This is a genomic window from Aquimarina sp. AU474, assembly GCF_900312815.1.
Lineage (GTDB): Bacteria > Bacteroidota > Bacteroidia > Flavobacteriales > Flavobacteriaceae > Aquimarina.
Window position 1 is genome coordinate 1 of the sequence record NZ_OMPE01000009.1, and the last position, 13,638, is coordinate 13,638.

16 protein-coding genes are annotated in these 13,638 nt (G+C 32.9%); all 16 read left to right on the plus strand.

The window, feature by feature from the left end:
- Window positions 1-379: 379 nt before the first annotated feature.
- Window positions 380-535 carry a hypothetical protein gene (locus DK508_RS21190; RefSeq protein ID WP_160114714.1) on the plus strand — a complete coding sequence of 52 codons (156 nt, stop codon included), beginning with the start codon at window positions 380-382 and terminating at the stop codon, window positions 533-535.
- Window positions 536-814: 279 nt separating this feature from the next.
- Window positions 815-1,747 (plus strand): hypothetical protein, encoded by a 933-nt coding sequence (locus DK508_RS13680; protein ID WP_160114715.1) that lies wholly within the window; start codon window positions 815-817, stop codon window positions 1,745-1,747.
- A gap of 53 nt (window positions 1,748-1,800) precedes the next feature.
- Window positions 1,801-2,505: a DUF6193 family natural product biosynthesis protein gene (locus DK508_RS13685; RefSeq protein ID WP_109301354.1), complete on the plus strand. Its 705-nt coding sequence runs from the start codon at window positions 1,801-1,803 to the stop codon at window positions 2,503-2,505.
- A 222-nt stretch (window positions 2,506-2,727) separates the two neighbouring features.
- Window positions 2,728-3,078, plus strand: coding sequence for a YciI family protein (locus DK508_RS13690; RefSeq protein WP_109301355.1), 351 nt, complete (start codon window positions 2,728-2,730; stop codon window positions 3,076-3,078).
- Between the two features lie 25 nt (window positions 3,079-3,103).
- On the plus strand, window positions 3,104-4,324 hold the full coding sequence (locus DK508_RS13695) for an RNA polymerase sigma factor (protein ID WP_109301356.1): 1,221 nt from the start codon (window positions 3,104-3,106) through the stop codon (window positions 4,322-4,324).
- A 179-nt stretch (window positions 4,325-4,503) separates the two neighbouring features.
- Window positions 4,504-4,998: a VOC family protein gene (locus DK508_RS13700; protein WP_109301357.1), complete on the plus strand. Its 495-nt coding sequence runs from the start codon at window positions 4,504-4,506 to the stop codon at window positions 4,996-4,998.
- Between the two features lie 172 nt (window positions 4,999-5,170).
- Window positions 5,171-5,944, plus strand: coding sequence for a hypothetical protein (locus DK508_RS13705; protein ID WP_109301358.1), 774 nt, complete (start codon window positions 5,171-5,173; stop codon window positions 5,942-5,944).
- A 79-nt stretch (window positions 5,945-6,023) separates the two neighbouring features.
- Window positions 6,024-6,476, plus strand: a complete 453-nt coding sequence (locus tag DK508_RS13710; protein WP_109301359.1) for a histidine triad nucleotide-binding protein — start codon at window positions 6,024-6,026, stop codon at window positions 6,474-6,476.
- A 257-nt stretch (window positions 6,477-6,733) separates the two neighbouring features.
- The gene (locus DK508_RS13715; RefSeq protein ID WP_109301360.1) at window positions 6,734-7,342 is read left to right on the plus strand and encodes a hypothetical protein; all 609 of its coding nucleotides are present in this window, start codon (window positions 6,734-6,736) and stop codon (window positions 7,340-7,342) included.
- Between the two features lie 236 nt (window positions 7,343-7,578).
- Window positions 7,579-8,211 carry a DUF2306 domain-containing protein gene (locus DK508_RS13720; protein ID WP_109301361.1) on the plus strand — a complete coding sequence of 211 codons (633 nt, stop codon included), beginning with the start codon at window positions 7,579-7,581 and terminating at the stop codon, window positions 8,209-8,211.
- Window positions 8,212-8,356: 145 nt separating this feature from the next.
- Window positions 8,357-8,947 carry a Crp/Fnr family transcriptional regulator gene (locus tag DK508_RS13725; RefSeq protein ID WP_109301362.1) on the plus strand — a complete coding sequence of 197 codons (591 nt, stop codon included), beginning with the start codon at window positions 8,357-8,359 and terminating at the stop codon, window positions 8,945-8,947.
- An 84-nt stretch (window positions 8,948-9,031) separates the two neighbouring features.
- Window positions 9,032-9,727: a CPBP family intramembrane glutamic endopeptidase gene (locus tag DK508_RS13730; RefSeq protein WP_109301363.1), complete on the plus strand. Its 696-nt coding sequence runs from the start codon at window positions 9,032-9,034 to the stop codon at window positions 9,725-9,727.
- Between the two features lie 217 nt (window positions 9,728-9,944).
- Window positions 9,945-10,925, plus strand: coding sequence for an alpha/beta fold hydrolase (locus DK508_RS13735; RefSeq protein WP_109301364.1), 981 nt, complete (start codon window positions 9,945-9,947; stop codon window positions 10,923-10,925).
- A 164-nt stretch (window positions 10,926-11,089) separates the two neighbouring features.
- Window positions 11,090-11,587, plus strand: coding sequence for a hypothetical protein (locus tag DK508_RS13740; protein ID WP_109301365.1), 498 nt, complete (start codon window positions 11,090-11,092; stop codon window positions 11,585-11,587).
- Between the two features lie 476 nt (window positions 11,588-12,063).
- Complete coding sequence (locus DK508_RS13745) at window positions 12,064-12,843, plus strand: LytTR family transcriptional regulator DNA-binding domain-containing protein (RefSeq protein ID WP_160114716.1); 780 nt, start codon at window positions 12,064-12,066, stop codon at window positions 12,841-12,843.
- A 92-nt stretch (window positions 12,844-12,935) separates the two neighbouring features.
- Complete coding sequence (locus tag DK508_RS13750) at window positions 12,936-13,598, plus strand: CPBP family intramembrane glutamic endopeptidase (protein WP_109301367.1); 663 nt, start codon at window positions 12,936-12,938, stop codon at window positions 13,596-13,598.
- Window positions 13,599-13,638 lie beyond the last annotated feature (40 nt).

The window sequence follows — 13,638 nt, forward strand, 5'->3', positions numbered from 1 at the left end:
TAGAAAGTACCAAAATTTTGCACGATTATGATAATTATCAGGATGCATTAAATGATTATGCATATTCGCAATATAGTAAAGGTGCAGGAAAATCGGGTTTTACAGAAAAAGTAGCCGAATTACGACAATTTTTTAATCGTTCCCGTACCACTTTAAAAACCAATGATACCCAAGAATAGTAGATTAGATTGTTGGAGGAGGTAAGGAAGGTAGAAAAATGAAATCTGAAAATTAGAAGACAGCTACAAATACCTACAAACACCTCCTGTTGGATCTTTTTAATGAAGTTTTGAGCCAAAAAGACGAAAAATTAGACCTTGAATACCCATAATTAAGGTAAAGAGACTCAAAATTAGACTCTGAACACCCAAAATTAGACATGGAACACCCAAAATTAGACTTTGAACACCCAAAATTAGACTTTGAACACTCAAAATTAGACATGCAACACTCAAAATTAGACTTTCAGTGTCTAAATTTGGGTCAACATGGCCCAATAGAAGGTCAATATAGCCCAACAGAAGGTGTTTTATAGATAACGTAAGATATAAAAGGTCTAAAATTGTTAGAAGGGATATTGCAAAATCTGATATTTTACTAAAAATAACTCCACCCATGTTAAACCATTCTCGTGCAACTATAGGTATTTGCTATATTCAAACTTTATTAGTGCATAGCAATACAACAATCAAAATGTACATGCAAATCCCTGTAAATAATTTTAAGTCAATTAGAAATCCCCTAGATTTGTGAAAAACATAATAGAAATATGTGTACTAGTGCACATATCCAATTGTTATGCACAATTGACGAAATGAATCAAATTCAAGCAAAATATGAGAAAAGTGAGTATTCCAACGAACCACATTTGACAATTAATGTGGACGGAAAATCTTTGGACAAAATTTTACACGAATTATATCCTGAGAAAAACTTAATTGGACTCGTACCGACTTTACTTGATTGGTTAGAAGACTCAAAAGAAAGAAAACTCGTTTGGGATAGATTTGAAAGTAAACAAAAACAAGTCGTACCAATTTTGATGTGTCCTGATGATGTTGATTTATGGTGTACGGTTATAAATGTAGAAATTGAGAAGAATGAGGACTCTATAAAATGGTTAAGAATAGGACTTGACTCTGGAGGACCTAATGATATGCCTAATTCAATAGGAACAAATGTCGAATGGTTTGATAAAATTGAACCGATGGAATTTAAAAAATCTGAATATGAAAAATTTGGTTCGGACTTTAAAACTGAAATCGACAAAGATGAAATCAAGAGATTAATTAGTTTTTGGATAAACAGAATTGACGATAAAGAACAAATCCCACAATCTATTAAAGTTTTCAATTTCGGAATTATAGAAACTGAGAATGATTATCAAACTTATTTAATTGGAGCAAAAAACTATGATTCGGAAAATGATGACTGGGCTTGCAAAGAGGATTTCACACCAAAAGAGAGGTATTTAAGTTTAGGAATAAACTCTAAAAAATGGAATTGGCAAGAAATTCAGTCTATTGTTAAAAATGGAATTGAAGAATTTATAGAAACTCGAATTTTACCTTTGACATTTGTCCATAAAGCCGAATATTTGACAACAGGATTTGATGATGGAGAGTTATTAAAAATAGAACAAAAAGTGCATAACAATGGCTATACGACAATGGCGGCTGATGTGCAAAACGATAAAACAGTACATAAATCAAACTTTTGGTCAAAGCTGAAAAGTCTGTGGTCTTAACCCGCCACTGCGCATAGCCGAGACGTTAGTGGCAATATGAATAAGCAATCTCTATGTACTTAGAAATAGAAAAACACGGAAGTATTAATGAAGCACTGAACAAGGAGTTTGCAAGTATTGGTTCGCCATTGCGGGTGGAAGTGGATGAAAATTTATTAAAACCACCGATGTCCTGGGCTATAATTAAGAATGAGAATAAGTACTCACAGGTACACTTAGCAAAAGAAGAAGAATTGTACTTGCCAGACTTTTGGAGGAACGGAGTATGTCTCGCTAATGGTCAAACAAATAATTTTAAAGAATTAGTTAGAGTCGTCAATCACTGGCTTTTAGAAGATGTTTTTACAAGTGAACTAGCACTAAAATACGAACTTGTCTCGGTTGACGAAAAAGCTGAGGCTTTCGATGAAAAACGAGAGGTTAAATACACATGGAATCGATACCTTAGAGATGAATCAGAAGATGAATTAAGGGATTTCATAAGGATAGCTATGAACGATCAAATCGTGGGCAAATTATTCCCTTACAAAAGTTTGACTAAATTGTGTTTGAGCAGATGTACTGGATACCCTTATACTAGCGATACTCCATTCGTTAATCCATCTCGTGTGAAAAAAGGTGTATTTGAAGTGTGGTCGAACGAATATAAAAAAATTGGGGAAGGTAACGCTCTGGAGGCCTTGAAGTATATCAAGGATTGTTTGCCTGCTAATATTCAACCAGCAATTAGCGGAACTGGTAATGATTTAAAAAAATAAAAAAAGCCACTAACACTATGTAAAAATGCATTAAAACGCATTTTACATTAACCGTTGTGCGTCACTATAAAAAATAGGCATTAATAAATTATCAAATATTTTAAAACTCCGTCCAGCTTTAGAAGTTTATGTGAAATTTTATTGAACACTTTTGTCCAATTTCTAAATTTTCAATCATTAAGAATATAAACGTTTATTAATAATTCATTAAAAATAAAAGACATGAAAAATTTTATGATGCTATTCCACAGTGAACCAAATCCTGATTTTAATCCTACTCCTGATCAAATACAAGATGAAATTAAAGCTTGGCAAGATTGGATGGATGGTATTAGCGCACAAGGCAAACTCAAAAATCCGGGAGAAGCTTTGGGCTTTGAAGGAAAAACCATGCACACTGATGGTTCTATTACAGATGGCCCCTATGCAGAAGTTAAAGAAATTGTAGGAGGTTTTATGATCGTCTCGGCTGATTCTATTGAAGAAGCTATCCAACTTAGTAATGGTTGTCCTGCATTAAGTAGCGGTGGTAAAGTAGAAGTCAGAGACATTATGGTTTTTGATGAAATGTAATCTGCATAACTAGGATGATAGCCACATGGATGACGAACAACTATCCGAAATATTTAAGTCTGAGTACAGTAACTTGATTGCTGTACTCAGCAATTATTATGGATTAACTGACCTACAATTAGCAGAAGATATTGTCTCAGATACTTTTCTTAAAGCCATGAAATCATGGTCTCATAAAGGTATTCCCAAATTTCCAAAAGCTTGGCTCCGGAAAGTAGCTCAGAATCTGTTGAACGAACATTATAGAAGAAAAAAAATCTATGATGAAAAAATCACTCCTGAAATAAAAGCAAAAAATCATCAAATTAATTTCATAGAAATTACTGATAAAATAATTGAAGATAGTCAGCTTCATATGATATTTGTGCTTTGTGATCCTGCCCTCAATAGAGAATCTCAACTTTGTCTTGCTTTAAGAATTTTATGTGGTTTTAGTATTGAAGAGATTGCTAGAGCACTTTTGTCAAACAAAGAAACAATTAATAAAAAAATCTATAGAGCTAAAAAAAGAATCAAAGAACGTGATCGAATTGAAATGAATCTTACATCAGATCAATATATATCAAGACTTGATAATGTTTTAAGAGTTATTTACCTAATATTTAATGAGGGATATTACAGCAGTGTTGACGAAGAAAATATCCGCCATGAAATATGCTGGGAAGCTATGCGACTTGGTCTTTTTTTATCAGAGCAAAAGAAATTTCCAAAGCAAAAAATATACGCACTGATAGCCTTAATGTGTTTCCATGCTTCTAGGATAGATGCAAGGACATCTGGCGAAAATGGTGATCTTTTGTACCAAGAACAAGATAAAAGAAAATGGGATAAAAACCTGATTCAAAAAGGCAGTAAATATCTTAATCTTTCTGCTGTGGGAAATATTGTTACCAAATACCATCTAGAAGCCGCAATAGCCTATTGGCACACCAAAGAAACTAAAGAAAAATGGAACAATATATTACAGCTATACAATAAATTGCTCTCAATAGAATATTCACCCATCATAGCTATGAATCGAACCTATGCCCTTGCACAGGCGAACTCTATTGATGAAGCCATTCAAGAAGCATATAAATTAGAATTAAAAGATAACTGCCATTATTTCTGTTTGTTAGCTGAGCTTTACCGTATGAACAACAACATCAATAAAGAAATAGAATATTTAAATAAAGCAATTGAATTTGCGAATAAGAAAAATGAAAAAGAGTTAATCAAGGATAGATTAGCAAAAGCAAGGCGATAACATCTTGAAATAGGTAAAGCACCATATATTCAGAAATGAGGAGTCGCTAATCAAGGGATTAATTTTACCACCAATGATTATAAAAAATACAATGCAAGATTTGCAAGAATTAAAAAATAAAGCCGAAACAAAGCAAATAATAACCCTAACAAAGAACAAAATAAATTAAAACTAGAAAAATGAAACAGATCATTCTAAGTGCTACTATTATACTCGCCCTTAATTTCACGGCTTGTAACAATCAAAATAAACCTGAACTAGAAGAACATAAAGTAGATTCTGGCAAAGAGCAAATAACTAATGAAATACAAAGTTATGTCTCCATTTTTGAAATTCCAGCAACGGATATTTCACGAGCAGTTAATTTTTATCAAGCAATATTGGGCATTAACATTGAGAAAATGGAATTCTCAGGAATGGAAATGGGATTGTTTCCATACGAAGGGCAAATGGTAACAGGAGTCATAATGAAAGGAGAGGGATACCAACCTTCAGCAGATGGAGTAACTATATACCTGAATGGTGGAGACAACCTTCAGGTAATTCTTGATAAAGTTGAGAAAAATGGTGGAAAAATCATCGTCCCAAAAACTGCCCACGCAGATGAAAGCGGATTTTTTGCTTTGTTTTTAGATACGGAAGGAAATAAACTAGGTCTAAATTCACCAAACTAAAAGGAATAAAAAGCGAACGCACAACAAGGTATAAAAGCAATAGCGGTTCGGGTGTAAACTCGATCCGTTTTTGTATTAAATTCAGTATCTTACTATCCAAAAGGTAGTAGCTTTTAGCCCGCTACAGCTTTTATACTAGACGTTACAGCACATATGACCAAAATATCGAAAAATGGGAAGAATACATCTATTCGAATTTGAAGATCAAAAATGGTTCCCAACTTTTTTAAGGAATTACGGAACTGATTTTTTACAGTTTTTGTCCAATAGAACAAAAATGTACAAATCGATAATTCCTGTAATCAAAAAAGGCTTGAACAAAAGTGAAACTAATCAAATCATTGACCTTGGTTCAGGTGGTGGTGGTGGACTGAAATGGTTGAACTCTGAATTAAAAAAAGATATTCCTGACTTAAAAATAATCCTAACAGATTTTTATCCGAATATTCCAGCTTTTAGACTTACAAAAAAGAAAGCAGATAATTTTGAATTTATAGATAGGCCTGTCGATGCGAGAAATGTACCGACTGAATTGAAAGGTTTGAGGACACAATTTTTGTCATTGCATCATTTTAAACCAACTGACGCAAAACAAATTTTACAAAATTCGATTGACACAAATAGCGCTATTGCTATTTTTGAAGCACAAGAAAGAAGTTTACCAAGTATTATTGCAATGCTATTTTCGCCATTGAGTGTACTTCTTACAACGCCATTTATAAGACCATTTAAAATCGGGCGAATTATTTTTACCTATTTTATTCCAATTGTTCCTCTGTTTGTTTTGTGGGACGGAATTGTTTCATCATTGAGGACTTATTCTGTGAAAGAAATGAATGGACTTGTTGAAAATTTAAACGGAACGGAAACATATGATTGGGAAATTAATAAAGTGAAATCTGGACCGAGTGTTGTGTTATATTTATTAGGAACTAAAAAAGAATAAATACGTGCTACAACACCGTGTATAATTACTTACTTACCAATAATATTATCAATCTTTTTAACTTTATTTTAATAGGCCAATGAAAAAAATAATTCTATTTAGTTTATCAATTCTTTCTTTTACCGCAGTTGGGTGGAGCCAAAGTTTAGAATATCAAAAACAGAAGGCTGAGAAAATAGTAAAGGGCTCTGTTTTTACCAAAATAATAAAAAGAGAACTGCCTGCTACAATCGTTTATGAAGATGATGATGTTATCGCTTTCACTCCTTTACGATTGCAAGCACCTGTTCATTTATTAATCGTCCCGAAAAAAGAAATTCACACGATTAATGATGTTACCGACGAAGATGCTTTAGTTCTGGGAAAACTGTTTTTAGTAGCTAAAAAATTAGCGAAGGAAAAAGGAATTTCGAAGACTGGTTACCGGCTTTCCATTAATATTAATGAAGATGCAGGTCAGTCCGTATTTCATTTACATATGCATTTATTAGGAGGAAAAAAATTAGGCCCAATGCTAACTCAAGAAAAATAAACGCCTCACAGCATTAAATATGTGATCATAGCAGCAAAGTGATCAATCGAATGGTTCTTGTATATTTATGATGGCGCAATGCTTGCAGAAAGTAAAAATTAGCAACCAATGCGCAGAAAAATCGAAAAGCATGGTAACTTTTTTACTCTGCTACGACACATATATTAAACGTTATCTCCCATTGAGGGGATTGAAGATTGGAAATAATAGTATCGGAAACTACTTAGTTAAAAAATTAATCTAATTAAGAAATTTTAATGGCAAGAAAAAAAAGTAAAATAGATATTCGACATCTTCTTATTGAAGCAATTTTAATCGTCTTCGCTGTTTCTTTAGCGTTGGCACTGAATGAGTGGCGCTCTAACGTAAAAGAAAAGGATACTATAGATAAAGTGCTTAAAAATATAGTAAGTGAAATTCAGTCTAATAAAGTAGAATTAGAAGAAAAACTTGATTATCATCTTCAAACTTCTCAAAAGATAGGGGCTTACTTGGCCAACGATAGTTTATGGTCTACTTTAAAATACAGCTCTGGTGTAGAAGCCGTAGGTCAACTTATGCCTAAGGGAATTTACAATCCGAATTTGCAATCAGGTGCATGGAATAGTGCTGTATTGAGTGGTGTGGTAAATTCCTTTGATTATGATATTTTGTATGAACTTTCTAATCTCTATCAGGTTCAGGAAGATGGTCCCAACAGTACCTGGAAAATTATTGCAGGCTTTTATTCTGAGTCCGAAGCATTTGATCCTGCTAAAGCTCGACAACTTGCATTAAAGTTTCAATTGGCTTTTGGAGAACTCTACAAACAGGAGAAAAGCCTATTAAATTCTTATAAAAATGTTCAGAAAACAATCACAGAATGAAGATTCTAACTTAGCAGCTAATCTATAGAAATCGATAAGTTAGTCAAACTAGCAAATGACGTTTTTGGAATTAATCAAAAAAAACAGAAAATAAAAGTAGATAACACGGTATAACAAATCATAGCCATCTATTGATACACTACGTTTGTTATACTAAACGTTAACAGTAATTTCAAAAAACTGTAACAATCAAAAAATATTTGCATCTTTTAGACAATCTTAAAAAACTTAAAACGATGACACAATCAAATATTTTTAAGTTTTCCAAATCTAAATCCTATTTATACTTAATGGGTTGGATATTCCTGATTTTATTTGCTGGAAAATTCATTATCAAAGATGCCCTTCCATATTTTGGATTTAATGAAGCAATTTTTGGTAGATTTTGGAACCATAAATGGTCACTAATCGGCCATGTTTCAGGAGGTATTTTAGCGTTAATAATTGGGCCATTCCAATTTTGGAAAGCATTTAGAAATAAATATTTAACCACCCATAGATGGCTAGGTCGAATTTATCTAACAGCAATTTTAGTTGGAACAATATCTTCAATCTATTTGGCTTGGACGAGTGCCTTAAAAATTCACTGGACTTGGGCTCTTGCACTGCAGGGTTTGGCCTTTGCTTGGATAATAACGGCATCTATGGCTTATATCTCGGTAAGACGAAAACGAATACAACAACATAAAGAGTGGATGATTAGAAGTTATGTGGTTACTTTTGCTTTTATAACATTTAGATGGCTAGATGGATTACCCTTCATACAAAATTTAGGCAGTTTTATTGAACATGGTCCAACATCAATATGGATTTCTTGGACAATACCTTTATTGATAACTGAAATATTTATCAGTTGGAAGAAAAAATAACAGCTGCTAACAATCTGTATAATTAATTGCTAAGAGTGGGTAAAGTCTATCTCGGAAATCCTCGCAGATTTTCTATTCGATTTGTATTTGCTAAATTCGTTGTTAAATCACGCAACTAATCTTATACTAACCGTTGTAGAGCATTATGACCCGTCCTGAAAACATGTTAGCAGAAAAAATAAAAGATGCATTTGCCCCATACTATAAAGTATCTCTTGAGAATTGCAAGAAATTTGTATCCTTGGGAGAGGTTATCTATTGCCCTAAAGGAGAAGTCCTCAAAAGACCTCACGAGATTGAGAAGTATTTTCACTTGATATTGTCGGGTAGTGGAAGCATTCATCTTTGGAGTAAAAACAATTATAAATGTGTAGATTTAGTCTATGAGTTTGATTTCTTTGGAGACTATATGTCGTATATAACACAACGACCATCTCTTTTGGAAACTATTACAATTGAGGATTCTGAATTATTTCAAATCCCATATCACAATTTTCAAAAAATGTTAACAACATCGGAAATAGGAGATAAAATTTCAAAAACAGTGTCTGATTATGCTTTTATTTCTAAGCAACAACAGCAAATTGACCTATTGACGAAAACTGCTTCAGAAAGACTTCAACAATTAAAGATTCAAATCCCTAACGTTTTAGAAAGGACGCCCAAAAAATACATAGCTTCCTATTTGGGTATTACACCCCAAAGCTTGAGTAGAATTATAAAAACTAATCTTTGACTTACCAAATGATAACTTTTATCTCATTTCTTTATTTTATTCTTGCAGGAGTAAAAATGATTTTACCATATTAAGATTTGAATAATGAAACTAGAAAAGAATATTAACGTGTGGAAAATACTTTCAATAATAATAGGCTTCCCAATATTATACATGTTGTTTTGCAAGAGTTTTATTGCAACAGAACTCTTTGGGAATAAAAACCTTGATTATTATATCCCATTTTGGGGAGGTATTATTGCCTTACATTGGACTTCTGTGCTAGTAGTTACATTGCTTTTAAAAGCTCATGGTAAAACATTTACTGATATAGGCTACAAACTTTCAAGAAAGGGAACATTACTCTTGATAGGTGGTTATGTTTTAGTTGCCCTACTTGTATTGGTAGCAGTAGAAGTATTGCTTAGCGATGTTGTACTGGATAGCTCTCAATTTGGTAATATTTCTGGTCTAATTCCAAAAACAACACCTCACAGAATATTCTTTATTCTTCTTGTATTTTCAACAGGCTTTTGTGAAGAAATATTTTACAGAGGTTTTGCCATTACACAGCTTGAAAGAATTGGATTAAATAAATGGATAGCGTTAATTATTTCAGCACTGTTATTCATAGGAATTCATGGAGTTAACGCATATTCCCGTAATTTCTTATTTTATTTTGGGGGTGGATTAATGTTTGGGCTTACTTTTCTTTTCAGTAAAAGATTATTGCCTTCCATTCTGATACATTTGACAATTAATTTATCTGCAATGATGGCAATTTTACAATTAATCCAATAAAAAACGATCTACAGCAAGGTATAACATTAATTGCTTGGTACGAGCCTGCTTACGAAAACCCTCACGGATTTTTTACCTTGCCTGCGGCAGGCAGGTTCGGTTTGTATTTGCTAAATTCGTTGCTAAATCACGCAACTAATCTTATACTAACGGTTGTGCTTAATTTGGAATAATATTTGATTTAATACCTCCAAAAATATTTGTCAATTTTTATTTAATGAAAAAAACAATCTTTCTAATTTTAATTATTCTTATTAGTTTTTTAGGATATAGCAATACAAACAGTAATGGAAATACTCAAGAAATAGACATAACCGAAACTGTAAATATTTCTAATACAAATCAAGTAATCCGTATAAAAGGTAGTAATGACCAAAATCCTGTACTACTCTATCTGAATGGTGGACCAGGTGATTCTGTGCTCAGTCAAATGGACAAAATGTTTAGTGAGCTTCAAAAAGATTTCATAGTTGTTCTTTGGGATCAAAGAAATACTGGTAAAACCTCAAAATTAATCAATGAGAAAGTCCAGCTAACTCAAGAACTTTTTAAAAATGACACTTATCAATTAGTGCAATACCTTATTCAAAAATTTGATAAAAAGAAAATCGTTTTGGTAGCTCATTCTTATGGCACAACACTCGGATTTGATATAGCAAAAAATCATCCTGAACTCTTACACGCTTTTGTTGCTACTAACCCATTGACAAAACAAGTTGAAAGCGAACATATAACGCTGGAAATGCTTAAACACCACGCAAATAAAAATAAAAACACTAAAGCAATAAATGAGCTTTCCAAAGTTACTGTCCCATTTAAAACTGGAGAGGAATTATATTATGCACGAAAATGGCTCTTTGACTTTGAAGGAAAAAGTTTTGCGAAGAAAAAATCATTCAAAAAAAGAGTTTTATCGTGGTCATTGACTTGGTTGGAACTTTTCAATGAGTCTAGTCAAGAAAACCTCTTTGAATCTACAAAAAGAATAGGCTGTCCTGTGTTTTTCATTATTGGTCAAAATGATTATCAGACAAATTCTATATTAACCCAAAAATATTATGATTTGCTACAAGCTCCTCAAAAAGATATATATTCTATTAAGAATGCAGGGCATCTTATCCCATATGATAATGGAATGGAATTTCAAAATGCAATCACGGAAAATATCTTATCTACAATAAAAGGAAATAAAGACTAAGCACAACAACGTGCATAACCAATTGCTTGGGTCTGAGTTATTCAGAAAATCCTACGGATTTTCTGAAGGTTCGGTTTCCTTTTGTTAAATTAGTTGCGCAAGACTCGCAACTAGCCACACACAAATCGTTACCAATAATTTAAAAATCGAGCCCTGATTAAAGAATGGATAAAGAAACTATTAGAGAAAATTACACTACTTTTTCAACTGAAAAGTTAAAAGTAATTGCATCAGAGATTAAATCTTTAAATCCGGAGTTCATACCTCTTTTGCAAAATGAATTAATAAAAAGAAATGAAAATGAAGTTGCTTTAGGGATTACGGAATATTTAACTTCGATAAAATACCACATATCAGAATCAGTTTTATTCGATAGTATATTAAATTACAGAAAAGTTGGGTTAACAGAAACGGAAATTGACTCGAAATTAAAAGAGAATCACGGAATCGATTCAAATTATGCGGAATTAATTCGAATTAGTTTAAAAGAAAAAGGGAAAGAAAATATTGCAATTGGAACAGTAATGATAATTATACCTTTGATTTTAGGAATTATACTATTAACAATGCAGGCATTCATTGGTGTTTTCCCTCTATTATTAATCGGAATTGGAATTTGGAGACTGAATAAAGGAATTTTGCAAAAAAGAGGAAACAATTAAAAACAAAATATAAAAAACTGGCTTAGTACTAAACCCTAAATGTAGTATCTTTTTACACGCTACGTTTCATACACTTAGCCATCGCCAAAGCCTTGAATGAAGAAGTTGCTCATTTTTTCAAAAAAGTAACAAAACAAATAATATTAGGAGGTTCGGGATATGATCCTAATCGTAGTAGTTAAAAAAAAAACGATTATCAGAAATGTATAACGAGCTCATCTTTATTAAAAGTATTTCGGTGCCCAATTATACGTTGAGCGAAGAATAGACTATAGCCTTAAAATACGATTACGTGATGCAATACAAAAGTCACGCTGGGAAACTGGGGTGGTATTTTTTATAGACGGATTTTCACAACTTCTTATTTCGCTTATGCGAAAAATTGACCATATTTGACATCGAATTAAAATACACTTTCGTTGTTAAAAACAGACAGCATCTTAAAAAAACAACTTCACCGTAGAGGGAAACAACTATTGATCTTACTCATTGTTGCGCTGGTGGGTAATCATCTTACAAATGCAAAGCATTTTCCTTTACACGAGTCGTATCGTTTCCCACTCTATGGCATTCTTACTTCTATGTTCTTAGGAACTGTGATACTTATTATCACAGAGCTGACTTATAGTTATTTTTTACGTCATATTTTTAAAGAGAATATTACGCTTAGACTCGCCTTACGCTTTTTATTTACCAGTCTAGGAATCATTGCACTACTTTATATTCCTATATTTTATGTCTTCGGCAAGATAGAAGATGTAGATTTTGATCTATACGCGCTCACTATAGGCTTACTAATTACCTTAGCCATATGTGCCATTCTTATTACAGCGGTGTACGCTTTAGAAATTTATACACTATATAAAAACCAGCTTGAACAAGGAACCCTTCTCGTCAAGAACGGAAATCGTAAAAAGGTGTTACACATAAAAGAGATTTTCTATGGATATACAGTTCATAAAATAGTGTACCTTGTTGAAGAAAACGGCACTATAAACGCTACAGATTTTACACTACAGATACTTGAGTCTACATTGGAAGCCTATGGATTTTTCAGAGCATCCCGAAATGTATTACTACATCCTCGTGCGGTGAAAGAAATGAAGGCTATAGAAAATGGAAAGTTATCTGTAGTAATCCAACCCGTTTTTCTCGAGCAAGAGCAATTAAAAATCGTGGTGAGTAGATATAAGAAGAAAGACTTTATGTTATGGTTTGAAAATGGCAACCCAATACTACCTACCATTGAGGAATAAAAATACGACCACTGAGTCAGGTTGACTACCATTACTGACATTTCGCGAAAAGAAAGCAGTTATTTCGTTGTTATAATCAAATTCGCAAAACAATGAAAATATCTTTTTTAAAAACCACAATCATTCCTCTTATTACTGCTATTATAGTAGGCATTTTATTTACCTTACCCATAGGTTTAGGGAATTTTACGAATATTGCAGCCACGCTCTTAACCATTCTGTCTAGTTTTATCATATATGGTAAAGACGCATTCAAATCGCTAGGACTATTTAATTTTAAAGATCAAAAGCGCGATTTTTTCACCTACGCACCACTACTAGCCATTGCATTATTTGCGTTCTATGCTTTTGTACTCGTGCCTGGAGTCACTCTCATTACGGGGCAGGCTATTGATTACTCAGAGTTTGAGGTTTTTGAAGGCAACTTGCCTGCCTGTGCGGTCATGCTTATATTTATATGGGTTTCTGCCGCCTTTGGAGAAGAAATCATTTGGAAAGGTTTTTTTATGCGCCACTTCGTAAGGTTTTTTGGTGATGGTACGCTAGCACTTGTTATAAATATCATCCTTTTTGGAGCACTATTTGGATACGTACACGCCTATCAGGGGATTACTGGGCAGATTGTCGCTGCAATCATAGGGATGATACTTGGTTTTATATTTTACAAAAGGAAGTACAATCTGTGGTTTAATATTGCTGTACATGGCTTCTTTGATACCATTGCTGTACTCTGTATGTATTATGGGTTTTTATAATTTAAAAAATGTAAAATCTATTCACAACAAGGTGTATAAT